This is a genomic window from Qipengyuania sp. JB2-7 (assembly GCF_055693485.1).
Window position 1 is genome coordinate 807,268 of record NZ_CM146335.1, and the last position, 22,764, is coordinate 830,031.

Below are 22,764 nucleotides of genomic sequence, written 5' to 3' on the forward strand. Positions count from 1 at the left end.
AGCTTTATGCTGCGTTCTGAGCCCTGATATTGCCTAAGAATGCGTCGGCTTTTTCGCGCAGGGTCGAGGCCTGCTTGCCCAGATCAGTCGCCGAAGTCAGAACCTGATTTGCAGCAGCACCTGTGGCCAAAGTAGTGTCGCGGACCTGCGAGATATTGGATGTGACATCGTCTGAACTGCGCGCCGCGAGGTCGATGTTTCGGGCCAGATCCTGGCCTGCTACGGATTGCTGATCTACCGCGCTCGCAATCGAAACTGAAGTGGTCTCAAGTTCAGCGATTTGATCGCTGATGGATTGTAGCGCGGCAACGCTTGCGCTCGTTGAGGACTGCATTCCGCGAATTTGTTCAGAGATTTGCTCAGTGGCGCGGCTGGTCTGCGCTGCCAGTTCTTTTACCTCTGAAGCAACCACCGCGAAACCGCGTCCGGCCTCACCGCCGCGGGCGGCTTCAATGGAGGCATTTAACGCCAAAAGGTTGGTGCGCTGGGCGATGGAATGAATGAGTTCAACGATCTGCTCAACTTCTTCCGCTGACATCGCCAGGGCTGACACAGTCTCATCCGCGCTGCTGGTCGCCTCTTTGGCCTTACGGGCCAGTTCGGCTGAACTACTCGCTTGTCGGCTGATTTCGCCAATCGACAAGGCAAACTCATCTGTCGCAGATGCGGCGGCGGTCACCCCTTTTGATGCCAAGGCCATAGATTCGGCAACCTGGTCGGTTTGCGTTGCCGATTGTGTGGCTGTCGTGGCCATTGAGCTTGCTGTGCTTTGCAACTGGTTCGATGATGCTGCAAGGCTGTTGACCACATCCCCCAGCGACGTTTCGAACTGCGATGCCAGTTCCAGCAATTGCTCAGCTTCCTTTTGTGCCTGTTCTTCTCGCTCGGCCCGCAATTGTGAGATGTATCCGTTCGATTCCTGAAAGATCAGCATGGCCCGAACCATGTCGCCAATCTCATCTTGGCGGTTTGCCCCCTCTAGTTCGAAATTGGCATCGCCAGCTGCCAATTGGGTCATGTGAGCAGCAAGACTGCTAATTTGGTCGCTGATTTTCTGCGAGCTGAGGCGAATGCCGAGCATAATGATGACGCCTGACAGAGTTGTCAGGGCAACAATCACGGCCAACAGACCGTAAAAGTAATTCAAGCCATCCTCTTTGATGACTAAGGCGTCACTATCGAGGCTGCTAGTCACGCGATCTGACGCTACGTAGAGGCGGTCGCCAGCAACCGCCAAGCCGCGCAAGGCATCGCTCGCCTCGCTATCATTTCCTTGTGCGACTGCGGACCGCCATGTCTGAAACAGCGCAGTGTACTGGGTGACTGCCTGCTGCAAATCTGCGATATTGCGCTTGGTCTCAGCGGTTCCGTCGCTACTTTTTTGCATCAGCGTTGCGACTTGGCTTTCCAGCTGGTCACCAATGCCGATAACTTCCGCTAGAGCGTCTTCATTGTTGCCGACGACATACATCACTGCGAAATACCGCATCTCACCGACGCTTGAGTGTATGCGGGCGGATGCAGATGAAGCTTCGACAGTATCGGCATGGCTTTGGAACCGGCTATACATCCCCGCCATGCCAAGGCCGAGGATTGCGACAGTCAGGACTGCAGAAACCAGAAACGCCCCGAAAACGAGGCGTAATTTTTTGGGAATGGGTTGGCTCTCATACCATGCAATGAATGCCTCGCGCCATCCATTCGGGCCGGTATGCTCCATGTCAGACTGCTCAGAGACGGCCCGTTCCATCTCCTCGGCGAAAACTTTCATGTCGCTCATGCAGCAGATTTTCCTGAGTTAGCGGTTCTGGTTACCTCGGCGTCGATAAGGGCAGGCGTATCGATTGCGCTTTGCATATCGATCTCTTTGCCAAGATACCCTGGAATCTCGGCGGCTGGCATCGGCTTGAAATAGAGCCAACCCTGAATCTGGTCGCAGCCCGCAGCGCGCACCATATCAGCTTGCTCGCTTGTCTCGACACCCTCAGCCGTGACCGCCATTTTAAGCGCTCTTGCGACTGTAATGCTCGATAACATCATGGCCCGGCTTCCATCATCCTCGCCTGCTTCCACGACCAGGCTACGGTCCAGCTTCAGTTTCTCGAACCGGAACTGGCGTAGGAAACCGATGGATGCATATCCGGTGCCAAAATCGTCAAGTGCCACGTGGACACCAAACCCGCGGATAACGGCCAGACTACGTTCCGCAATAACCGGATCGACAACCAAACATGTCTCGGTGATTTCGAGCTCGAGGCGCTCGGGCGGGAAGCCCGTTTCCTCTAAGATGTGCCCGAGCTGCACCGGGAATTCCGGATTGCGCAGCTGTGCAGCTGAGATGTTCACTGACAGTGTGATGTCTGACCATTCGAGCGCATCAAGACACGCGCGGCGCAACACCCATAGGCCAATGGGGTTTATCAGACCCGATTGTTCAGCAATGGGGATGAATATGTTCGGGCCGACATGTTTGCCATCGGGGCGTTCCCAGCGGATCAGGCATTCTACCGCAACGATCTGGCGCGAGCGGCAATCAACGAGTGGTTGATAGACCAAGGCGAACTCGTCATTTGCGAGGGCACCTCGGAGTTCTTCGTCCATTTCACGCGTCTGCTCGCGAACGATATCGAACTCGTCGCTGAACCATGTGCAACGCGCTTTGCCGCCGCGTTTAGAGGCATACATCGCCACGTCGGCGCGGCGAAGCAATTCGGACGAACTGAGTGGCTGACTTGCCGTAGCTCGTGACAATCCGATACTTGCGCCCAATATCAGTCGGCGTTCATCAACCTCGATCGGATTGGCAAGCCGTTCAACAATCCGTCGTGAAATGCCTTCCAACAATGTGCCGGCCAAAGGGCCAATCATCAAAATTGCAAACTCGTCTCCGCCCAGGCGATAGATCGTGGCCTCTCCGTCGCAAACCTCTGTAAGGATCTCGGCGCACTCGCGAATGGTACGATCGCCAACACTGTGCCCATATTGTTCATTTACGTGGAGAAAGCCGTCGAGATCAATTAGCGCGACCGCTGCTTCCGCATTGTCAGATGATTGTTCGTCAAAATCGGCGTGAAACGCGTGCCTGTTAGGTAAAGCAGTTAGCGGGTCATCGCGGCCCAGGTTTCGGATGAGACCGATCTGCCGCGAACCCTGCCAGAACATCACTGCGCTGATGGACAGATATACGAGGCTACCGATAGCAACGGCTGCGAGGGCGAAGGTGTTGGTTTCGCCGACCAATACAATTGCGGCAAGCGTCGCGACAAATACGCATGTGAGCGTAACCAAGGGAAGAGCTACAGTGCTCTTCGGCTCACTCAATATCAGGTTTCGCCACTTCGACACGCCCATATCCTCAGATCACCCCCTTTCCCAATATGACCTGCTAACGACCAAGTTCTAAGGAAGGGTAAAGGGATATTTACCTTGTTTTCTGAGGCGCTTCGGCACTCAACCAGTCCGACCGCGACCGGCCATTTCCGCCTGCTTCGGCTAGATGAAGTGATGAACCATGACGGGATGGTTCAAATTGTACTGACTGGTCCATGATCGTCTCGCCAGCACCCAGCATTAACCAGCCGTCAGCAGCGATCGCATCGTTTAGTCGATCAAGCACCCTGCGGCGCACCGATCCATCGAAATATAGCAAGACATTGCGGCATAGGATCAGGTCGAACGTGTGTGGAGATGGTGGCCGATCAAGCAGGTTATGCTGCTCAAACCGGATCATCGAGCGCATTTTGTCCTCTGCTTTCCAGCCAGAATCCGTTTCTGAGAAGAAGCGAAGCATCTGCGCTACGGAAATGCCACGTTGAATTTCAAATTGTGAATACACACCCGACTGCGCAGACTTTACAGCTTTTGAAGAGATGTCGGTTCCCAGAATGCTGATCTGCCAACCATTCCAGAAGCCAGAATTCTCAAGAAACAGCATCGCCAGCGACAGTGCTTCCTGTCCCGTCGAGCAGCCTGCAGACCAAATCGAGAGGCGTTTTGTTCCGGCGCGCTTCTTGGCCAGATCCGCGAGAACAGTGTTGCTCAACGTATCGAAGTAAGCCCGATCACGAAAGAAATACGTTTCGTTATTCAGCAATGCCTCAACGACATTGGTGGACAGCTCATTGTCATTAGTATCCGCCAACATGCAGACAAGTTGGTCCACATTGGTGATACCGCGATCACGAAAAATACCTGAAAGCGCGGACGATATGCGCCATATACGGTTGGATCCGAGGTGTTGACCAGTTCGGGCGGCAAGCAGATCGGCGATGATCTGGTGGGATGGGTCCATCGCTGTCATGCGGCAACAGCCGCATATTTTGAGACATGCATAGCCAGGTCTGCTGGCGGTGCGATAACCGCTGCAGTCCCATCTTCAGAGACTGTTCGAGGCATGCCCCATACCGCGCAGCTTTCCTCGTCTTGCGCAAAGACAGTTCCGCCAGCTTCTTCTATTATCTTTGCGCCCAGCGTTCCGTCGCGTCCCATGCCAGATAGCAATACGGCTGCAACGCGGCCGTCAAAGGCTTCAGCGCAGGATCGGAACATGGGATCAACCGACGGCATACAGCCACTGGACACCGCTTCGTAACCGAGCGTCGTGATGACTTCTGCGCCGCGGCGTTTGACGATCATGTGACCATTGCCCGGGGCGATAACGACCCGGCCTGATTTCACGACCACGCCTTCATCCGCGAGAACTGCCTCGCGACCAGCAGCCATCTCAACCTGCCGCGCAAAGACCGGGATGAAGCTGTCAGGAAGATGTTGAGTTACAAGAATGGGCAGGTCGAAATCTGCAGGCAGAGCTTTCAACAACACGTTGAGAGCATGAATGCCTCCGGTAGAGGCACCGATAGCCAGAACCTGGGGTCTTGCTGTTGACGGCTTTTTGGCCGGACGCGCCGCCTTCTTGCGCGGCATCGGTGCGACTTTCTGCTCGCAACCTGCAAGCGCTCTAACCTTGGCAAGGATGGCATTGCGATACGCCTCGTCGAACCCGCCGGGACGTGGCTTCAACATCGTGTCAGCAGCGCCCATCGACAGCGCTGACAAAGTGGCCTCAGCGCCTTTCTCTGTCAGTGATGACACCACGAGAATCTGTGCACCTTGGCCGCTCTCGATCAAACGTGGCAATGCTTCGAGGCCGCCCATACCGGGCATTTCAAGGTCGAGCAGGATTACGTCAACCTTCGTTGAACGCAGCGTTATCAAAGCTTGTTCTGCCGTGGCGACAGTCGCGACGATTGACAAATCATCCTCGCGATCAATCATACGTTTGAAAATGGTGCGCACAGTGAGAGAATCGTCGACCAGCATCACCTTGATGCTATCCGAATTCACCTCCGGCGTGACCTCAGCTTTTTCGAGTCTGGATGGATGAGACATGGGGCCCGTGTTCCTCAGGCCATGCCAACAAGCTGTAGCTTTATTTGCAGGGTCTCATGATCAAACGGTTTCATGACATACTCATCCGCACCAGCTTCGATGGCTTCACGGATGTGAGCGACGTCATTTTCCGTAGTGCAAAACACCACTTTAGGGACGCTGCCGTCTTCGCGTTGTCGCAGCTTTGTGATGAACTCAATGCCGCTCATGATCGGCATATTCCAATCGAGCAGAATTACGTCCGGCATCGCGTCTTCGCACTTCTCGAGTCCCTGCTGGCCGTTCTCAGCCTCGCTAACTTCGAACTCGAGCGTCTCGAGGATGTGTCGTGACACTTTGCGAATTACGCGCGAGTCATCGACTATGAGACATTTCTTCATTGCTTTGCGCCCATCTTTGTTTTGGTCGACATACGCTCAATCCCTTGCCAATCGCTTAAGCCGCGAGTTGCTGAACCCCAGTGGCAAGCCGATCAATGTCGACGAGCAGTGCGGGGCCGCGTTCAGTTTCGATCATGCCAATGGCAACGTCCTGCCATCCTTCACCAAAGCCGCCGGGCAATGGTTCCGGTGTGCTGAGGACCGCGCAGACGTCGTCCGCGTGATCAATCATCAGCGCATAGGAATGCCCCTCAATCTTGGCGACTACAGCTCTGAAATTGCTCGAGATTGGCTTGGTTTCGAGTCCCAAGGCGCAGCGAGTGTCAATCACCGTGAGTGCCTGGCTTCGTAACGCAGTAAGGCCCAAAACGTGTGCTGGGGCCTCTGGTATGCTGGTAACGTGTTCGATATCGATCACAGAGCGTACGCGGTCAGTTGAAATCGCGATCTGGCGATCAGCGATCTCGCAAATCAGGACTAATTCTTTCATCCTGCGCTCCTGTTCTCATTGCGAATTTGGCCCAAGGCACTGAGCAATCCAGCACGGTCATAGCGATAGATTGAATGATCATCGTCACCGTGAGCGTCGCGCTCAGCGCGAAGTTTGATGACGGCCTTGGCAGTGCCATCAGCTGGCTGCTCCGCCCCTTCGTTCATGTCGATGACAACGTCGGCGACCTCTTCGCCATCTTCGAGCAATTGATAGCCTGCGGCAGATACCAGCGGCTCTAGAATTGTGCGGGCCCAATTGCTGTTTTGCGGAATACGGCACGTCAACGCCCTGGCGTCGGATTGTCGCCAGTTATATCCAGCGAACAGCGACAGTGCATCGATTATGATTACGGGCTTGCCGTTGATGAGCGCAGTTCCCTCTGCCCCCGGCGATTCTGATGTTCGGTCCAGTTCGCGTTCCACATCAATGGTGTCGTGCACTTCATCGACGACATATGCGACTTGGTTTGTGCCATCTGACAGGCGAAGAATGCGGTACTCATCTTTGTCCAGTTCCGCATCGTATAGCCCAGCCATCGGCAACAGCTGACCATTGATCACAACTTGCGGCTTATCGGAAGTCAGATCAATTGCTGACCTGTCGATTGTGTCGATGCGCGAGACGAGCGGTAGCCTGACAGCACGCCGGACAGCATCAAGGCCGGTAAACACCATGACCGACATCGTGGTGCTGGCTTGAGCGCCGCTCGCGTCTTCTTGGTGCACGCGCACTCGGCGATGCTCCTCAGCCACAAGGCCGCGTTTGCTGGAAATTTTTGCGATATCCAGCAGCATCATCGGGCGACCATCATCAAGCAGTGTCGTACCAGCGTAAAGACCGGTTGCCATTATGGATGGAGCGATCGGCTTTACCACGACATCTTCGTGATCGTGCACTTGATCCACACCCAGGGCAAACACGTCATCACTCGCCATGCGGATGAACAGGATGGTTTTTTTGGACCAATCAGTCCGGTTTTCATCGCGTCCCAGCACTTCGTTCAGGGAAATGCATGGGACACGTCGTTCGCGGAAAGTGACCATTTGCCGCTCGCCTGCGGTTGCCCATTCAAGGCCTTTAGATCGGCCAAGCACGATCTCTTCCACGAAGGAATATGGCAGCGCGAACATTTGCTCGTCACTCTCTACTGTGAGCGCCGACATGATGCTTAGCGTCAAGGGCAGCCGTAAATGGAACGATGTTCCCTCACCTGGCGTACTGCGCACATCGATCAAGCCGCCCAGCTTTTCAACATTAGCGCGTACGACGTCCATGCCAACGCCGCGACCGGAGATTGAACTTACCGCTTCCGCAGTAGACAGGCCGGGCTCAAACATGAGGTAAAGCTTCCGCTGTTCGCTCATCTCTTTGAGTTCTTCGGCGGTGTAGAGGCCTACTTCGAGAGCCTTTGCCGCCAGGCGTGACGTATCGACGCCGCGGCCATCATCAGAAATCACCAAGGTGATTTCATTGCCCGATTGACGGGCGGCGAAATGGAGCAGGCCGATTTCGCGTTTTTCAGTCTTAAGGCGGTCTGACGGCGTCTCGATTCCATGATCGATTGCGTTACGAATGATGTGGGTGATCGGATCGCGGATTAGCTCGATCATTTCGCGATCCAGCTCAACATCACCGCCCTCGAAATCCACCATGACTTGTTTGCCAAGTTCGCCGGACAGGTCCCGGACAAGACGTGGCAACGTGCCGAAAAGGCTTTCGAGGCGCAGCATACGCATCCGAGTGATTGCGCTACGTACATCGCCCAGGATTGTGCTTAAGCGATCAAATGGGCCTGTTACCTCGTCCTGCGCATCGAAATCGCGCAGGCGGCGTGCAAGGTCATTTCGCGCTAGCACGAGATCAGAGACGCCCTTCATAACCTCGTCAAGCAGATCGACGGTCAGTCGAATAGAGCGCTGCGCCGCTGGTTTTTTCTCGCCCGTGTCCTGTTCGCTCGCTGGATTGTCATTGGGCTGAGGCATTTGTCTTGGTGCATCAACCAACCCAGTCTGCGTGCTCGGCGCCAAAGCTGCGATCAGCTCGTCATCTCCGCCTTCGGGAAATTCCTCGCCTGCTTCGATAGCGCTAGACATCGCAGAAATTCGGTCGACGATGGCCAGCACTGCTGAAACCAGTGCGGCATCTGGATTGCGACGTCCTGCACGGCATTCGGCGAGCGCATCCTCAGCCGCATGGCTTAGGCTCGCCAGCCGTGGGAAATCAAAGAAACCGCAATTCCCCTTGACCGTATGGACAAAACGGAAAATGGCATCGAGGCGCTCGCGGTCGCTGGGCTCAGCTTCCCATGCGACGATTTCGCCACCGATTGCTTCAAGCATTTCATGCGTTTCCGCCAGAAAGTCTGCCAGCAGATCGTCCATTTAGTGCGCATCCCCATCTATTACGAGAGCAACCTATGGAGCAGGATGGTTAACGTTTGGTAAGAGGCGCGCGTTCGACGCCAGTTATCTTTGCTTGGCGACCAAAACGTGCCGAACCACCAAAATTGCGATTAAGCCGCCCGTAAGATTGGCGACCAACTCGGCTGCATAGATTGCCTGAGATCCCCAATAGCTGCGCATGATCCACGCAAATGGCATCATGACCAGAAATACCCGCGCTGCGCTTTGGGTAAGAGCGAATGAGGCACGGCCCACCGCGTTCAGCACACCATTACCGACAATAAGCAGTCCGAAGCCTGCATAACCCCAAACAGCAATGGCAAGATAATCGATAAACTCGGATTTAATCGCGGCCTCATCAGAAAAGAGACCAGCAAACCAATCCGCCGCGAAGAACAAAACCGCTGCTGTCAGCAAGCCATAGCCCATGCAAAATGCAGCCGCCTTGGCGAATGCTTCTTGCGCACGATCATAGTGTTTCGCGCCCCAATTCTGGCCAACAATCGCGCCAATGGATCCAGACAGCGCAAGTAGCGGAACCACCGCGAAACTCTGTAGCCGTCCGGCTGCGCCAAATCCCGCAACAGCGGCTTGTCCTTCAGCAGCCACCAGGCCGGTCAAAACCGCCAGACCGATGGGATTGATCGCGTTCGAGAACGCTGCAGGCCCTGCTACACTCACAATTGCCTTCGCAGAATCCACCGGGTCCGTGTCTGCAATCCTGCGTCCCTGAAACGGAAGCTTGGTCTTTGACAGCAATTTCGCCGCTACAACGACGCCGATGCCCCATCCGATGATTGTGGCATAGGCCGCGCCGACAATGCCAAACCCCTCAAAGCCGAACACGCCTGTGATCAGAATTGGGTCAAGCACCCAGTTGGCTGATGCATAGGATAGCGAGACGAGTAACGTTTTCTTTGCCTCTCCCTGTGCTCGCATCACACCATTGATGCCCATGATAATCAGCAGAAATGGCAAACCACAGGCAAACGGAACGATATAGGTCTGGATCAGTGGGAGCGTGTCTGCGTCAGCCTGCATAAGCCTGAAAAGCGGCCCCGAAAGCGCGAGCAACGCCAAAGCGAGAACAACGCCGACCCCCGCGGCGAACACGACGCCGAAGCTCGCTCGCCGATGCGCGCGCTCAACGTCTCCCTCACCCAACGACCGCGAAATAACCGAGTTCACGCCAACCATGACGCCAACGCCGAGGCTGGAAATCGCAACGGTGATTGGAAAGATGAAGGCGATCGCTGCCAGCGGTGTACTGCCCAATTGGCCGATGAAATACGCGTCGACCAAACCAATCGACATGAGCGCCGCGACACCCAAAATCATGGGCGCTGTTTGGTGATAGAGATGGCCGGATATGCTGCCGGTGGCCAGTTTGGCGGTTTCGCTCATTGCCGCCTCGCTAGCCGCGCAAGCACGATGTGGGAAGCACGAAATGCGTGCCGTCAAAGCGTGCTTGTCTGGCCGCGCGCATCATGCGATACTTCCCGATAAACAAGATTACGAGATGAGGAGCCCGTCATGGCGACGCAAGCAGCCAATTTGAATTACGAATGCTCGGAAGAAGAGTGGAAAGCGCGTCAGGATCTGGCCGTTTGCTACCGGATATTTGATCATTTCGGTTGGTCGGAATCGATCTATAATCACATTTCCATAAAGGTGCCGGGGGAAGAGGATACGTTCCTGATCAATCCCTTTGGGATGCTGTATGATGAGGTGACCGCTTCGAACCTCGTGAAGATTGATGTAGAGGGCAATAATGTCGGCGGCTCGCCTTATATGGTGAACAAGGCCGGCTTTACGCAGCACGCCTATTTTCACAAGCATCTCGGCAACCGTGCCAATGCCATCTGCCACGTCCACACGACTGCGACGATGGCGGTGTGCAGTCACAAAGAAGGGCTGGTCCCGACCAATTTTTATGCCTGCAATTTCCAGGATCAGATTGGCTATCACGACTTTGAAGGCGTCACCGTTCGTGAAGAGGAGGGCGAGCGGCTGGTTCAGAACCTCGGCAATCATTCGATCCTTATGTTGCGCAACCACGGCCCGGTCGTGATGGATGAAACCATCCAGGGCATGTTCGTCAAGATGTGGGCCTTGCAGCGTGCCTGCGAAATTCAGATCGCGACGCTGAGCATGGGCAATCCAAACATCGTGGCGCAAGAGGTGGTTGACGTGCATCAGCGCGACATCGCCGTAATGCAGGGCCAAGGCGGTGCAGGCATGTTCGATTTCGAAGCGTGGAAGCGTAAGGTCACCAAGATCGACGATAGCTGGCAGAACTAAGCGCTGAGCGATGTTAGCGACCAGGCCTGTAGAGAGCTGACATGCCGCGCATGACCGTCAATGGACGACCAGTGGAATTTCTGCTGGACCCGGAGACTCCGCTTTTGTGGGCGCTGCGCGATGCGGCCAATCTGACCGGTAGCAAATATGGCTGTGACACGGGTGGTTGCGGCGCATGCATGGTTCACATCGACGGCGAAGCGCTGAGAAGCTGTCTGGTCACTATTGCTGAGGCAGAGGGGCGTTTCATCACAACTGTTGAAGGCCTGAGCCGCGATCGTTCGCATCCGGTTCAGCAAGCCATGGTGGCTGAACAAGCGATCCAATGCGGGTACTGCACGCCGGGGATCGTGATGGCGGCGAGCGCGCTGCTCAACAAGAATTCTCGGCCCAGCGCAGCGGAGATTCGCGAGTCGATACCAAACCTGTGTCGTTGCGGCGTCTATCCGCGGTTGATCCGCGCCGTAGAGTTGGCGGCGCGCGTGGCCCGGCGAGAGGCGCAGATCAGTGCGGCTCCGCCCCCGGGTATCAGCGCAGAAGACGCCGCGCGTGAGGTGCCTGCGCTCAGTGTCCCGGAAGCTGAAAGCGAAGCAGACGCTAACGAATGAACGCTAGCGCCTGCGACTAGGAGCTTGGGGGGAAGAGGGTGAGCTCCTAATTCTCGCTCTTAGAAACGCCCGCTAATCGCAAAGCGCGCGTTGATCGGTGCACCAACGCTTGCCTGATGTGTGGCATGCGAGTTGGGGAAGTATAGCTCATCAGTCAGGTTCTCAACATTGACCTGAATCCGCACATTGTCTGACAGATCGTAATATGCGGCTGCATCAATGCGAGTGTAGCTCGGCAGGGTCGCCGTATTTCCGTTATTGATGAAGCTTTCGTCCTGATAAGTCAGGCCTAAGCCAAGGCCAAAGCGATTAGTGACCTGAAACGCATTCCACATGGAGAACATGTTTTCCGGCAACTCGCGTGCGCGCAGGTCAGTCGGGCCAGAGCGACTAACCTGTTCGCCGTCCAGATAGCTATAGCCGGTACCGTAATGGACCAGAAATCGGTAACCTGACCGGTAACCTGTAATTCAAAACCCTCAATTTCAGAATCGATCACATCCAGCGTCGCCGGATCGTTGTCATTGGGTTGCGGAGAGCTTTGCTCAATTTGAAAAACGGCTGCTGTGAAGCTGAGAGTAGGGTTGATGTCCCACTTCACGCCTGCTTCCAGATTGGTGAAGGTGTCAGGATCAAGCGCATTGTTGTCGCCATTGATATTGGCAAATTGCTCGCCTGATCGCGGCAGGAAGCTCTCGGAGTAACTGCCGTAGATTGAGATATTTTCTTGTGGCTTGAAGATGATCCCACCGCGCGGACTGAATTCCTCATCCTTGCGCGTACGCACCTCTGCCGCTGGAACATTGTTGACGGTAATATCAAAGCTGTCGAAGCGTCCACCAACAACGATGTTGAGCCAATCGGTCAGCTCAATCTCGTCCTGAATGTACAGAGAGAGCACGTCGATATCGACGCGCGTGTCGTCATTAAGATCAGCCGTGAAGTCATTGACCGTCGGGTTGCCAAGCGCATTCACACCAACGCCGCCGCGCAGGTTGAGAGGTCGCTCGATGGTGAACACTTCATTGTCATCAAGCGTTTGATCGAAGAAGGAGTTGAAGCGGTCCTGATCCGATGAGGTGCTGATATACTCGCCCCCGATCAGCAGCGTATGGTCGATAGAGCCAGTTTCAAACTCGCCAACCAGATTGCTCGTCAGAATGAAGTTCTGGCGGACCGTTGTGTCGATATAACCATCGAGCGTTACAACATCGGGGGTGTTCGCCTGGTCATATCCAGATGCGTAGAAGTTGGAGTAGACCTTGTCATAATCGCCATAGAACGCGCTGACATTGGCTTTCCAGCTGTCGGAAAACTCATGGCTGAGATTGGCACGCAGGATGTGCGCCTCAAGCTCAGTGAAGTTCTCCAGCTCGTCGCCGAAGACGATGTCTTCAAAGGCCTCTACCGGGCGACCGTCGGTGCCTGTGGGGATGCCGCGATCAATGAAGCGTTCGTGATTGGCATATTCGTATGACAGGTCGAGCATGGTGGTTGGGCTGAGCTTGATCCGCGCGGTCGGATTGATGCCAAACCGGTCACCGTCGTAAAAATCGCGGTGATTATTAAGGCTTTCATACATCGCATTCACGCGGAATGCGGCGGTTTCGCTGCTCGACAAATTCAGATCGGCGTAGATATTGAATGCGCCAAACGTGTCGACACCGACATTAAGGCCAGTGAAGTTCTCGTTGAACTCACCCTTCTTCGTTACGCGGTTAAGAACGCCGCCAGCGCCGCCGCGGCCAAACAGTAACGCGTTTGGACCACGCAGGATCTCAACCTGTTCGAGATTGTAGAGGCTACGATAATACTGGACGTCATCACGTACGCCATCAATGAAGAAGTCCGCAGTTGATCGGACCCCGCGGAACACGATCGCATCGCGGTGCCCCTCACCCTGAGAAGTGTTGATGCCCGGCGTATAATCGACAATCTGACCGATGCTGGTGAAGCCACGATCTGAAATTTCATCCGCCGTTACGATCGATAGGCTCTGCGGCACATCAATGATCGGGGTGGGAGTTTTGACCGAGTTGACCTGGTTCGACTGAAGCACCTGGCCCGTCACCAAGATGCCGCCATCGGCTGTGAACAGGGTTTCGGCCCCGTCATCTGCAGCAGCGTCTTCTGCTGCAACCGGCGCATGGAAAAGTGCGACACTGGTGAGAAGAGCGGTTCGATGGATGTGTGTGAGCAAAATGGTTTCCCTCGGGTTTTTGCGAGTCGTTCGCAAGTTGCGAGAGGTGTTATTGCGAGTTATTATCATTTGCAATGGCTAATCGCGGGAATGCGGTGACTTTTTTGCCGGTGTTGCTTTCGTCACGTGTAAGAGTGCGATAATCGCGTCCAAACAGACTAACGACCCGGAGTGATTTCGATGAAGGCAACGATCTGGCACAATCCCAAATGCGGCACGTCGCGCAAGACGTTGGCGATACTAGAAAACCTTAGCCGTGTTGATGTGACCGTGGTCGAATATCTCAAAGAGCCACCAACGCGCGACAAGCTGGCACAGCTGTATTCGGATGCCGGGATCAGCCCAAAAGATGGGCTGCGGCTTCGCGGAACCGATGCCGAGGAGCGCGGGTTGCCCGATGCAGACGCTGACACCATCCTTGACGCGATGGCCGAAGATCCGATCCTGATTAACCGGCCTCTGGTGGAAACTGAAAAGGGCGCACGTCTTTGTCGACCTCAGGATATCGTGTTGGAGATCTTGTAAGCGGCGAGGCAGCTAACGCGCTAGCGCCGATCTTTGGTTAGATCGCTATCGGCTTGCATCGTCCGCCCGCCAACCAGTGCGACGGCAACGCATAGTGCAGCAATCAAGCCGAAGCTCAAAGGTTCTGATGAATTATAGAGCCAAACGCCGAGCGCAGGCGCGTAGATGAAGCTGGCTCCCGCCACCGATGCGACAACGCCAGAAGCCTGCCCCTGTTCCGCGCGAGTAACCGCAAGCGATGTCCCGGCTGTTGTGCCAGGACGGGTGAGACCGAAGCCGAGCGATGCGACAGAATAGGCGAGAGCTATAGAGTGAATTTCTTGCGCAACTCCGAGCCACACGACGCCTAGTGCCGAGATGACTGTCCCTGAAAGGGTCGCTGCCCTGGGGCCAAGCTTCAGTTGTGGGATCAAGCCCCACTGCGCGAGCAAAGTCGCACCAGCGCCGCACATTAAGACGATCCCAACGGGGCCCGCACCTTCTATCGGGCTATCGCGCAATCCCAAGCGGTCCAGCACCAGAAAACCGGAAATACCCAGAACCATCGCCTGCGCATGACCACTCAACAGCGCGGCAATGACCCATGGCCGCAGGCGTGGTTCAAACCAACGAAGCTTATGCGGCACTTCCTCTGCTTCATCGTCGTCATCGCGGTGACTGGTGGTTGAGCCGCTCGAATAGGGCGCATCATAGGCGTCACCGCGTGCAGCAAATTGCGGCTCATCATTGGGAAGGCGCAGGCGCAGCAATACCAGCGCAATCAGGCCCAGTAATGCGAAGCTGATGAAGGGGCCGGTCAGTCCCAAGAGCGGCAGTACCATCAGCGGGGCCAGCGCCGGGCCTATGACGGTGCCCAAGCCAAAGCTTGAGGCGACCAATGAAAGCGCCTGTGTGCGTTCAGACCGAGGTGTGCGTGCGGCGACATAGGCCTGGACGGCGGGCGGTGCGGCGCTGCCGAAGCCGCCATAAAGGCTGCGCGCTGCAGCGAATGCCAATAAGGCCCAAACTGATGTGAGAACTCCAGTCAGGCCAAGCCACAAAGCCATGCCGCACAATGCCATGGACACGACGAAACCCATCATGCCCAGCGCCATCATCGATTTACGTCCACGCTTATCCGACCGCGCGGCCCAGATTGGTGCGCAGACAACCCAAAGCAACGCTGACCAGCTATAGGCCAGACTGATCCATACATCGTTGATTTGGAGGGCTGTGCCAATCGATGGCATGACCGATTGCATGGCTGTGTTTCCGGCAGCGGTCACCAGCATGACGGAAAAGAGCAGCGCCATCCGCCAGCCAGGAATGCCGCCAATCCTGCCGGGGCTCGTTTCGGCCAACATATCTTGCAACTTATCGTTAGCCATCGTGTGATAGCGCTAAGGCTTGAACACCAAGGTTGCAATGCACAAACACGCCGTTCACATCGTGTTGCATGCATCAGGCGCTGAAATAGGAAGAGTACCTTGTCGAAACAATCCGCCACCGTCGCGGTCAAAAAACTTCAACCAAAGCAGAAGCTCGCCCAACTTTTCGGCCAATGGGGTGTGTTTTTCCGAGGGTTTTTGGAGCATCCGCGCATGGTTGGATCAATCATTCCATCGTCGCGCTACACTGTTCAGAAAATGCTGGAGCCCGTCGATTGGGGACGATGTACCCTGTTTGTCGAATATGGCCCTGGTGTGGGCACATTCTGCCAGCCAGTTCTGGATCGACTGCGGCGAGACGGGACGCTGATCGTGATTGATACCAATCCGCTGTATATCGATTATCTCAAAAAGAGCATTGCAGACAGCCGGTTCATTCCCGTGCTCGGATCTGCGGCTGACGTGGAGGCTATCATTAGAGCTAACGGCTTTGATCACGCTGATTACATTTTGTCGGGCTTGCCCTTCTCAACTCTTCCGGGCGATTTAGGGCCACAGATTGCAGCGGCGACCCACCGCGCTCTGACGCCGGGCGGTGGTTTCCTGGTTTATCAGTTTTCGGCAAAAGCACGCGACTTTATGGCGAGACACTTCACGAAAATTGATAGTGGTTTTGAATGGCTCAATATCTTGCCCTGCAGATTGTTCTGGGGCTGGAAATAGTCGAGCGATTTAACTGCTAGCCAGCTGGCGGCACAGATACATTCGTGGGCGCACCTGACAATTGCCGCAAGATCGCCGTCCTGATCGCCAGATACAAGACCGAGAATCCCGCGCCGAACAGGCTTCCGATTATTGCATCGCCCGTGGTTGCTATTTCTTCGCTGGCCAATGACAGCAATATGCCAGCGACCAGAGATGCGACCGAAGAGATGATCAGAAATGCAATCACGATCAGTACGTAAAAGGTGACCAATCGCCCGCTATTTCCTTTGGTCAACGCCCATGACCGTCGCATGGCCATGAGCGGATTAGGTTGGTTCTCCACTCCGATAACTGGCGGCGCTAGTGAGAGTTTCGCAGCGATGTAGATGCAAATCACCACAGCTGGAATGCTCAGCAAGGTCAAAGCAGGGGACATCGCAGATAGGACTGAGACAAGCGCAATCGGTGCAAAAATGCCTGCCCATGTCAGCACTTCTGCGGCAAATTGGCTTGGGGTAAGTTTGACGCCGCGTTGCATCGCCTCGTTCACTGTGGGGCGGTCTGCCGATCCCAAGACTGATAGGATTGCCGTTATCCCGACCGCCTGAACCAGAGTTATAAGCACCAGCGCCCACCAGTATTTGTCGGCATAGGCAGTCAAAGCCTCCGCAACTTTCTCTGGATCGATCGACTCGGCCTCAAGCATTGCGGGGTCGAACATCGGATCGGTGAACATCGAGAAGGCCAGTTGAGGGACGAGGAAGAACACGCCGCCCAGCACCAGAACCAGTTCTTTGTTGGTGGAGAGTCGGCGCATGGCACCGTCCCACGCTCTCGAAATGTCCAGCTTTGCCACGCGCATGTCTCCTTTGCCCCTTGATAACCGCTTCACTTCGCGCCACGCAATCTTTGATGGATCGCAAGTCACCACATTCTGTTGAGATTACCCAAGAATCCGCGCAAGTGCCGTATACGCAGGCGCTTGACGTGATGGACGCGCGCAACCGCGCGATTGCGGCAGGCGAAGCCGATGAATTGCTTTGGTTGCTAGAACATCCGCCGGTCTACACGGCGGGGACGAGCGCTGATCGGAACGAGCTGCTCGATCCGCGGTTTGAAGTCGTCGAGGCCGGACGTGGTGGTCGCTATACTTATCACGGCCCCGGCCAGCGGGTGGGCTATGTGATGCTTGATCTAGCCAAGCGCGGGCGCGATGTGCGCTGCTTTGTTCATTCACTGGAAGGTTGGGTGATCGCAACATTGGGCGATCTGGGCGTCGAGGCGTGGCGCGCTGAGGGTCGCATTGGTATCTGGACCCAAGGGCCGGATGGTAACGAGGCGAAGATTGGTGCGATTGGTGTGCGAGTGCGCCGATGGGTTACGATGCACGGGTTTTCAGTCAATCTTGCGCCTGATCTGTCGCATTTCACCGGCATCGTGCCGTGCGGTATCGACGAATTCGGTGTCACCAGCCTCGCCGATATGGGCATTGATCTTGCACCCGCGACCTTTGATGAGGCATTGCTTGCGCGCTTTGATGATTTCCTGATGGCTCTTTCAAAAAAGAGCTTGGCAAAAGAAGGTTGCAGCCTGCCATGATGTATCGCGTGATTGTTCCACTTCTGGCTATGACCATGGTTGCGTGCAGCGAAGAGCCAGAGACCGCTGTTCCTGAAGAAAGCGCTGGCGGTGCAGAGGGCGAAGTTCTGGGCGGCACGATCAGCGACGCGATGTTGCCGATCGATAGTGTCCAATCCCAATCACCCACTATGGAGCCGCGCCGTTCGAGCACCGGCTCTGATGCTGCTGCAACAGGCGACGCAGAGGAGGCGGCGCCGGCCGATGCGGCGATCGAAACACCCGAACCGACCGTTGCAGCAGAGCCTGTTTTGGAAACTGCCCCCGCAACGCCGGAAGAAGAGGGCTAACCCGCCTCAGCTCGTTCCTCATCCATCGTTGGATAGTCGACGTATCCCGCCGGACCCGGGAAGTACCAGCTTTTGGGAACATTGGTGTTTGGCGCGAAGTCGGCCCCTACGCGGATGCGCTCGACCAGGTCAGGGTTGGAGATATAAGGCCGACCAAAGCTCACCGCATCGCAGCGCCCGCTGGCGACGTCGTCCGCTGCTTCCTGCGCGCTGTAATCTGAATTGAGGATCAGTGGGCCTTTGTAATGCTCGCGGAACAGCGGGTCTTGTTGAGGAACATCAGTGCTGCCAAATGTGCCATCCGGTCCCGGCTGGCGCAGCTCAACGAATGCAAGGTTCAGATCGTTGCAGACTTTCGCCGCGGCGCCGAATGTCGCCTTTGGATTGCTGTCATCGGTGCCTTGGGAATCGCCATTGGGGGACAGGCGGATACCAACCCGGTCTGCGCCCCAGACATCAATGAGCGCCTCCAGCACTTCACGCATCATCCGTGTGCGGTTCTCTGGTGACCCACCGTAATCATCGTCGCGCAGATTGGTTTTGTCGCGCAGGAACTGGTCGATGAAATAGCCATTGGCACCGTGCAATTGGACCGCGTCGAACCCCGCCTTTTTCGCATTCTCCGCTGCGCGGTGATAGTCATCTATAGTGCGTTTGATATCATCCAGAGTGGCTGGGCGTGCCTCGGCATAAGGTTGCTTACCGATGGGCGTATGCGCCTCACCCGGCGCAGTCGTCGCGCTGGCTGACAAAGGTGCTTTTCCGTCAAGGAAATAGGGATGCACGATCCGGCCCATATGCCACAATTGCATGGTGATCATGCCGCCATCTTCGTGCCCCCCTCAACAATCGGCTTCCACGCCTCGGTCTGCTCATCGCTCCATATGCCAGGTGCTGACGGCCAGCCGAGCCCCTCAACACTGATGCCCGTCGCCTCGGTCAGGATCATGCCCGCACCGGCGCGCTGACGGTAATAGGTCGTCATCAGATCATTCGGCACAAACATCGGTTCAACCGCGCGACCTCGCGTGAGAGGCGCCATAAAAATGCGGTTTTTCGCTTGGAGTGCACCCATTTTCAGCGGTTGGAACAGAGTGTCGTGCATGGTTGAGTGCTCTCCAGAAATTATTGCGTTCGGTTTTGCTACTTATGGGGCTAGTGCAGGGCGATGGCAGGTGCAACCGGGGAAATTGGCGAGAAGCGTTTTGATGCGCCGCAATGGCTGCTGTTGATTGCATTGCTGGCGGGCAATGTTGCGCTCGCGACTGGCCCTTGGCTCGTGCGGCTGGCGGACACCGGGCCGGTTAGCGCGGGGTTCTGGCGGTTGTTTCTTGCGTTGCCAATTCTAGTTGTAATCGCGCGTGTCAGCGGCCAACGCATGGGCGGAATGCCACGCAAAACGCTGGCGCTTGTGGCTCTTGGATCGGTGGCCTTCGCGCTTGATCTGGCGAGCTGGCATATCGGCATTGGTATGACGCGGCTGGGCAATGCGACCCTGTTTGGCAATGCCGGGTCGATCATCCTGCTGTTTTCCGGCTTTGTCATGGCGCGCATGTTGCCGCGCGGATTTGAATGGCTTGCGATTGTGTGCGCTCTTACCGGTGCGGCGATCCTGCTGGGGCGCAGTCTTGAGATTTCGACCTCGACCTTTGTCGGCGACCTGTTTTGCCTCGCCGCCGGGTTGCTTTACGCCGTGTATCTGTTGAATTTGCAGGGCGCGCGATCGGCGTTTGGCGGATGGGGCCTGCTGGTCTGGGTGAGTGTTTTTGCATGCCCAGTGCTATTGGCTTTGGCGCTGGCTCTTGGCGAGCCTGTCTGGCCGACTGACTGGACGCCGATTGTAGTGCTTTTCATCACCAGCCAGCTGATCGGGCAGGGGCTGTTGGTCTTCAGCCTTGGCCATTTCCCGCCGCTGATTATCGGGCTGGCGCTGCTGACCCAGCCCGCTGTCGCGGCGCTGATCGGGTATAGCGTATTCGATGAAGTGCTGACGCCGCTCGATTTGCTTGGGATGGTGCTGCTGGGCAGCGCCCTGGCCGCGGCGCGTGCGAGTGAACGCAAGGCGGCTCAGTCCCCAAAACGCCGGTCGAACTCGGCGTAACGCCGCTCGACCATTTCCAAGTCAGGGCCCTCAAGCGCCGATCGCGCCTGTTCGACCAGCAGGCGGCCTTGCTCTCGTAGCTCTGAACACCTCCCGTCATGCTGGATCGGCGTTGCCGCGTTGGAAAGCACATCTAGCATGACGCGCGCAGCGTTGGGGCTTGTCGCCACTGCACTACGCATTGCCACAAACCCACGTTCAACATAGTGATCAAAGGTGTCTGGACGCGGGATTACCGGACACTCATCACTGTCATCCCTGCAAACGTCCTTGCGCAGATCACGCCGACCGATTTCAGATGTAGCCGCGCCCAGCCAGTGCAGAGCGGTGATCGCAGTAAACGGGTCGTTGATACCGGGGGACAGAGCGCGCAAGCCAATTTCCACAAGTTCATCGATGAGGAATTGCGGGTCTTGTTTTGGCGTTCGTGTGGGGCCGAGCGTGAAGTCTTCACTCACCTTATGCTCAACCTCAGCAACGTCGCAGCCTTTGATGTCCATCAGGGCCATATCGCGATGCACGAAATCCCCGGTCCTCACACACAATGAGAATGTACCGCCACAGTCACGGGCGGTTTTCTCAAGATCCTCAAAGTCGATCATCTGGACATAGCCAGTGCCTCTGGCAGTGATCGTATCGCCGCCAGCGGGTTCTCTGGCATCAGAAAATTCATCCTCTACCGGATAGGTTTTGCGAATGGCGCAGAGTAGTCGCTCCCCGATGCGTTCGAGCACGATGTTGATGCGGATGGAGGACGGGATGTGGTGGAGGAAGAAAACCAGCACCGCCACACATATCGCCATCAGTACATATGCCACCAATAATGACAATTGCGGTGTGAAGCCTGGCAAAGCAGCGCCTGCTGCCTCTGCGCTTGATGCAGGAGTTTCATCTTCAGCCCGAACGCTGCGCAAGACGATTATTGCGTAGACGAAGCTGCCAATAAAGGTCGCAAGGCTAATCTGATTGCCGCGATCCTCAAGAAAGTTGGTCAGGATACGCGGTCCATAATTTCCGCTTGCATAGGTAACGGCGACCAGTGTGATGGAAAACACGGTCGATGCCACTCCGATCATCGATCCAGCCATCACCGTCAGCATATCTGACGCGCCTTTAGGGCGGGCAGGCACCAGCCAATTCACATCGGACAAAAAATCGGCGAAGCCGCTGCGGTCCAGCCACAGCATACCCAACGCCAGAATCGCGGCCAGGACCGAAAAAAGCGCTGGAAAGAACCAGTAATTGGCGTTGAGGCGCGCCCAGAAGAAACGGAGTTCGGCGGTCATGTGAGGCTAAACGCGCGAACCCGCAAAATGGTTGCGGTGCGGGTGCCTCAGTCAATCACACCGCTCAAATTCAGACCTTCCCCAAGTCGCCTTGGCCCACCGTGCCGCTGGCCATCTCCAGCATTGCATCGAGGCTCTTTTTCGCTTTCAGGCGCAGTTCCTCTTCGATCTCGATCCGCGGTTCCAAGTCGCGCAAACACACATAGAGTTTCTCCATGGTGTTGAGCGCCATATAGGGGCAGATATTGCAGCTACAGTTGCCGTCCGCGCCGGGCGCGCCGATAAAGTTCTTCTCCGGCAGCGCCTTTTCCATCTGGTGAATAATGTGCGGCTCGGTCGCGACGATCAGCGTGTCGCCTTCAAACTCTTTCGCAAATTTCAGAATACCGCTGGTCGAGCCGACATAATCGGCGTGATCCACGATAGTCGGAGGGCATTCCGGGTGAGCAGCGATCGGCGCGTTCGGGTGCTCTTCTTTCAGCTTGAGCAATTCGGTTTCGCTAAATGCCTCATGCACAATGCACACGCCCGGCCACAACAGCATTTCGCGGTCGAATTTGCGGCTTAGATAGCCGCCCAGATGCCGGTCAGGGCCAAAGATGATTTTCTGCTCTGGCGGGATTTGCTGAAGGATGGTTTCCGCGCTCGAACTGGTGACGATCACATCGGACAGCGCCTTCACTTCGGTCGAGCAATTGATGTAGGTCAGCGCGATGTGATCAGGGTGCTGCTCGCGGAAGCGAGCGAATTTTTCCGGTGGACAGCTATCTTCGAGCGAACAACCCGCATCCATGTCGGGCAGCACGACAATCTTTTCTGGTGAGAGAATCTTGGCGGTGTCGGCCATGAACTTCACACCGCAAAAGGCAATGACATCCGCATCAGTCTCCGCCGCCATCTGGCTCAGTTGCAAGGAATCGCCGACAAAATCCGCCAGGTCCTGAATATCGGGCGTCTGGTAATAATGCGCGAGGATAACCGCATTGCGCTCTTTACGCAGGCGATTGATTTCTTCGAGCAAATCGGTGCCCGTCGGCAGAGTGGTTTGGGCTGTCATAGTGCTTTCCCGCTAAACTGTTA

At 56.0% G+C, this 22,764-nt stretch carries 19 protein-coding genes and 2 pseudogenes; 7 read left to right on the top strand and 14 right to left on the bottom strand.

The window, feature by feature from the left end:
• Window positions 1-4: 4 nt before the first annotated feature.
• From ACZ1GM_RS03920 to ACZ1GM_RS03955, 8 genes are all read right to left on the bottom strand, one after another.
• On the bottom strand, window positions 5-1,780 hold the full coding sequence (locus ACZ1GM_RS03920) for a methyl-accepting chemotaxis protein (protein WP_472677847.1): 1,776 nt from the start codon (window positions 1,778-1,780) through the stop codon (window positions 5-7).
• Window positions 1,777-3,345 carry a putative bifunctional diguanylate cyclase/phosphodiesterase gene (locus ACZ1GM_RS03925; protein WP_472677848.1) on the bottom strand — a complete coding sequence of 523 codons (1,569 nt, stop codon included), beginning with the start codon at window positions 3,343-3,345 and terminating at the stop codon, window positions 1,777-1,779. The genes ACZ1GM_RS03920 and ACZ1GM_RS03925 overlap by 4 nt, the downstream gene beginning before the upstream one ends.
• A gap of 76 nt (window positions 3,346-3,421) precedes the next feature.
• On the bottom strand, window positions 3,422-4,300 hold the full coding sequence (locus tag ACZ1GM_RS03930) for a CheR family methyltransferase (RefSeq protein ID WP_472677849.1): 879 nt from the start codon (window positions 4,298-4,300) through the stop codon (window positions 3,422-3,424).
• Complete coding sequence (gene cheB, locus ACZ1GM_RS03935; RefSeq protein ID WP_472677850.1) at window positions 4,297-5,388, bottom strand: chemotaxis-specific protein-glutamate methyltransferase CheB; 1,092 nt, start codon at window positions 5,386-5,388, stop codon at window positions 4,297-4,299. The genes ACZ1GM_RS03930 and cheB overlap by 4 nt, the downstream gene beginning before the upstream one ends.
• Window positions 5,389-5,402: 14 nt before the next feature.
• Window positions 5,403-5,768 carry a response regulator gene (locus ACZ1GM_RS03940; protein ID WP_472677851.1) on the bottom strand — a complete coding sequence of 122 codons (366 nt, stop codon included), beginning with the start codon at window positions 5,766-5,768 and terminating at the stop codon, window positions 5,403-5,405.
• 55 nt (window positions 5,769-5,823) lie between these two features.
• The gene (locus ACZ1GM_RS03945; protein WP_472677852.1) at window positions 5,824-6,258 is read right to left on the bottom strand and encodes a chemotaxis protein CheW; all 435 of its coding nucleotides are present in this window, start codon (window positions 6,256-6,258) and stop codon (window positions 5,824-5,826) included.
• Window positions 6,255-8,642, bottom strand: a complete 2,388-nt coding sequence (locus ACZ1GM_RS03950) for a chemotaxis protein CheA (protein ID WP_472677853.1) — start codon at window positions 8,640-8,642, stop codon at window positions 6,255-6,257. The genes ACZ1GM_RS03945 and ACZ1GM_RS03950 overlap by 4 nt, the downstream gene beginning before the upstream one ends.
• A gap of 84 nt (window positions 8,643-8,726) precedes the next feature.
• Complete coding sequence (locus ACZ1GM_RS03955; protein WP_472677854.1) at window positions 8,727-10,067, bottom strand: MATE family efflux transporter; 1,341 nt, start codon at window positions 10,065-10,067, stop codon at window positions 8,727-8,729.
• A gap of 129 nt (window positions 10,068-10,196) precedes the next feature.
• Between ACZ1GM_RS03955 and ACZ1GM_RS03960 the strand changes: the two genes are divergently transcribed.
• Both ACZ1GM_RS03960 and ACZ1GM_RS03965 read left to right on the top strand, forming a co-directional pair.
• The gene (locus ACZ1GM_RS03960) at window positions 10,197-10,964 is read left to right on the top strand and encodes a class II aldolase/adducin family protein (RefSeq protein ID WP_472677855.1); all 768 of its coding nucleotides are present in this window, start codon (window positions 10,197-10,199) and stop codon (window positions 10,962-10,964) included.
• 41 nt (window positions 10,965-11,005) lie between these two features.
• The gene (locus ACZ1GM_RS03965; RefSeq protein ID WP_472677856.1) at window positions 11,006-11,572 is read left to right on the top strand and encodes a (2Fe-2S)-binding protein; all 567 of its coding nucleotides are present in this window, start codon (window positions 11,006-11,008) and stop codon (window positions 11,570-11,572) included.
• A gap of 59 nt (window positions 11,573-11,631) precedes the next feature.
• Here ACZ1GM_RS03965 and ACZ1GM_RS03970 read toward each other — a convergent pair.
• Window positions 11,632-13,841: pseudogene (locus ACZ1GM_RS03970) on the bottom strand (TonB-dependent receptor).
• Between the two features lie 111 nt (window positions 13,842-13,952).
• On the opposite strand from ACZ1GM_RS03970, the gene arsC reads away from it, so the two are divergent.
• Entirely contained in the window at window positions 13,953-14,297 is a 345-nt protein-coding gene (gene arsC, locus ACZ1GM_RS03975; RefSeq protein WP_472677857.1) for an arsenate reductase (glutaredoxin), read from the top strand.
• Window positions 14,298-14,317: 20 nt separating this feature from the next.
• Here arsC and ACZ1GM_RS03980 read toward each other — a convergent pair whose 3' ends face one another.
• A complete protein-coding gene (locus tag ACZ1GM_RS03980; RefSeq protein WP_472677858.1) occupies window positions 14,318-15,664 on the bottom strand; it encodes an MFS transporter in 1,347 nt (448 codons plus the stop codon).
• Window positions 15,665-15,763: 99 nt separating this feature from the next.
• Between ACZ1GM_RS03980 and ACZ1GM_RS03985 the strand changes: the two genes are divergently transcribed.
• Window positions 15,764-16,387: a class I SAM-dependent methyltransferase gene (locus ACZ1GM_RS03985; RefSeq protein ID WP_472677859.1), complete on the top strand. Its 624-nt coding sequence runs from the start codon at window positions 15,764-15,766 to the stop codon at window positions 16,385-16,387.
• A gap of 16 nt (window positions 16,388-16,403) precedes the next feature.
• On the opposite strand, the gene ACZ1GM_RS03990 is transcribed toward ACZ1GM_RS03985, so the two are convergent.
• Window positions 16,404-17,225 (bottom strand): glycerophosphoryl diester phosphodiesterase membrane domain-containing protein, encoded by an 822-nt coding sequence (locus ACZ1GM_RS03990; protein ID WP_472677860.1) that lies wholly within the window; start codon window positions 17,223-17,225, stop codon window positions 16,404-16,406.
• A gap of 56 nt (window positions 17,226-17,281) precedes the next feature.
• On the opposite strand from ACZ1GM_RS03990, the gene lipB reads away from it, so the two are divergent.
• Together lipB and ACZ1GM_RS04000 are read left to right on the top strand one after the other, a co-directional pair.
• A complete protein-coding gene (gene lipB / locus ACZ1GM_RS03995; RefSeq protein ID WP_472677861.1) occupies window positions 17,282-17,968 on the top strand; it encodes a lipoyl(octanoyl) transferase LipB in 687 nt (228 codons plus the stop codon).
• Window positions 17,965-18,297 carry a hypothetical protein gene (locus ACZ1GM_RS04000; RefSeq protein WP_472677862.1) on the top strand — a complete coding sequence of 111 codons (333 nt, stop codon included), beginning with the start codon at window positions 17,965-17,967 and terminating at the stop codon, window positions 18,295-18,297. The genes lipB and ACZ1GM_RS04000 overlap by 4 nt, the downstream gene beginning before the upstream one ends.
• Here the strand turns inward: ACZ1GM_RS04000 and ACZ1GM_RS04005 are convergent.
• Window positions 18,294-19,402, bottom strand: a pseudogene (locus ACZ1GM_RS04005) (alkene reductase). The gene ACZ1GM_RS04000 and the pseudogene ACZ1GM_RS04005 overlap by 4 nt on opposite strands.
• 63 nt (window positions 19,403-19,465) lie before the next feature.
• On the opposite strand from ACZ1GM_RS04005, the gene ACZ1GM_RS04010 reads away from it, so the two are divergent.
• On the top strand, window positions 19,466-20,398 hold the full coding sequence (locus ACZ1GM_RS04010; protein WP_472677863.1) for a DMT family transporter: 933 nt from the start codon (window positions 19,466-19,468) through the stop codon (window positions 20,396-20,398).
• On the opposite strand, the gene ACZ1GM_RS04015 is transcribed toward ACZ1GM_RS04010, so the two are convergent.
• Together ACZ1GM_RS04015 and nadA are read right to left on the bottom strand one after the other, a co-directional pair.
• Window positions 20,365-21,684 carry a DUF2254 domain-containing protein gene (locus ACZ1GM_RS04015; protein ID WP_472677864.1) on the bottom strand — a complete coding sequence of 440 codons (1,320 nt, stop codon included), beginning with the start codon at window positions 21,682-21,684 and terminating at the stop codon, window positions 20,365-20,367. The two genes, ACZ1GM_RS04010 and ACZ1GM_RS04015, sit on opposite strands and share 34 nt — an antisense overlap.
• Before the next feature lie 70 nt (window positions 21,685-21,754).
• On the bottom strand, window positions 21,755-22,741 hold the full coding sequence (gene nadA, locus ACZ1GM_RS04020; RefSeq protein WP_472677865.1) for a quinolinate synthase NadA: 987 nt from the start codon (window positions 22,739-22,741) through the stop codon (window positions 21,755-21,757).
• Between the last annotated feature and the right edge of the window lie 23 nt (window positions 22,742-22,764).

Bases quoted from the DNA above. Each gene is read 5' to 3' on its own strand.
- arsC (WP_472677857.1), top strand. From the start codon at position 13,953: ATGAAGGCAACGATCTGGCACAATCCCAAATGCGGCACGTCGCGCAAG.
- ACZ1GM_RS03960 (WP_472677855.1), top strand. From the start codon at position 10,197: ATGGCGACGCAAGCAGCCAATTTGAATTACGAATGCTCGGAAGAAGAG.
- lipB (WP_472677861.1), top strand. From the start codon at position 17,282: ATGGATCGCAAGTCACCACATTCTGTTGAGATTACCCAAGAATCCGCG.
- nadA (WP_472677865.1), bottom strand. From the start codon at position 22,741: ATGACAGCCCAAACCACTCTGCCGACGGGCACCGATTTGCTCGAAGAA.
- ACZ1GM_RS04015 (WP_472677864.1), bottom strand. From the start codon at position 21,684: ATGACCGCCGAACTCCGTTTCTTCTGGGCGCGCCTCAACGCCAATTAC.
- ACZ1GM_RS03980 (WP_472677858.1), bottom strand. From the start codon at position 15,664: ATGGCTAACGATAAGTTGCAAGATATGTTGGCCGAAACGAGCCCCGGC.
- ACZ1GM_RS04010 (WP_472677863.1), top strand. From the start codon at position 19,466: ATGGCAGGTGCAACCGGGGAAATTGGCGAGAAGCGTTTTGATGCGCCG.
- ACZ1GM_RS03950 (WP_472677853.1), bottom strand. From the start codon at position 8,642: ATGGACGATCTGCTGGCAGACTTTCTGGCGGAAACGCATGAAATGCTT.
- cheB (WP_472677850.1), bottom strand. From the start codon at position 5,388: ATGTCTCATCCATCCAGACTCGAAAAAGCTGAGGTCACGCCGGAGGTG.
- ACZ1GM_RS04000 (WP_472677862.1), top strand. From the start codon at position 17,965: ATGATGTATCGCGTGATTGTTCCACTTCTGGCTATGACCATGGTTGCG.
- ACZ1GM_RS03920 (WP_472677847.1), bottom strand. From the start codon at position 1,780: ATGAGCGACATGAAAGTTTTCGCCGAGGAGATGGAACGGGCCGTCTCT.
- ACZ1GM_RS03945 (WP_472677852.1), bottom strand. From the start codon at position 6,258: ATGAAAGAATTAGTCCTGATTTGCGAGATCGCTGATCGCCAGATCGCG.
- ACZ1GM_RS03930 (WP_472677849.1), bottom strand. From the start codon at position 4,300: ATGACAGCGATGGACCCATCCCACCAGATCATCGCCGATCTGCTTGCC.
- ACZ1GM_RS03965 (WP_472677856.1), top strand. From the start codon at position 11,006: ATGCCGCGCATGACCGTCAATGGACGACCAGTGGAATTTCTGCTGGAC.
- ACZ1GM_RS03940 (WP_472677851.1), bottom strand. From the start codon at position 5,768: ATGAAGAAATGTCTCATAGTCGATGACTCGCGCGTAATTCGCAAAGTG.
- ACZ1GM_RS03955 (WP_472677854.1), bottom strand. From the start codon at position 10,067: ATGAGCGAAACCGCCAAACTGGCCACCGGCAGCATATCCGGCCATCTC.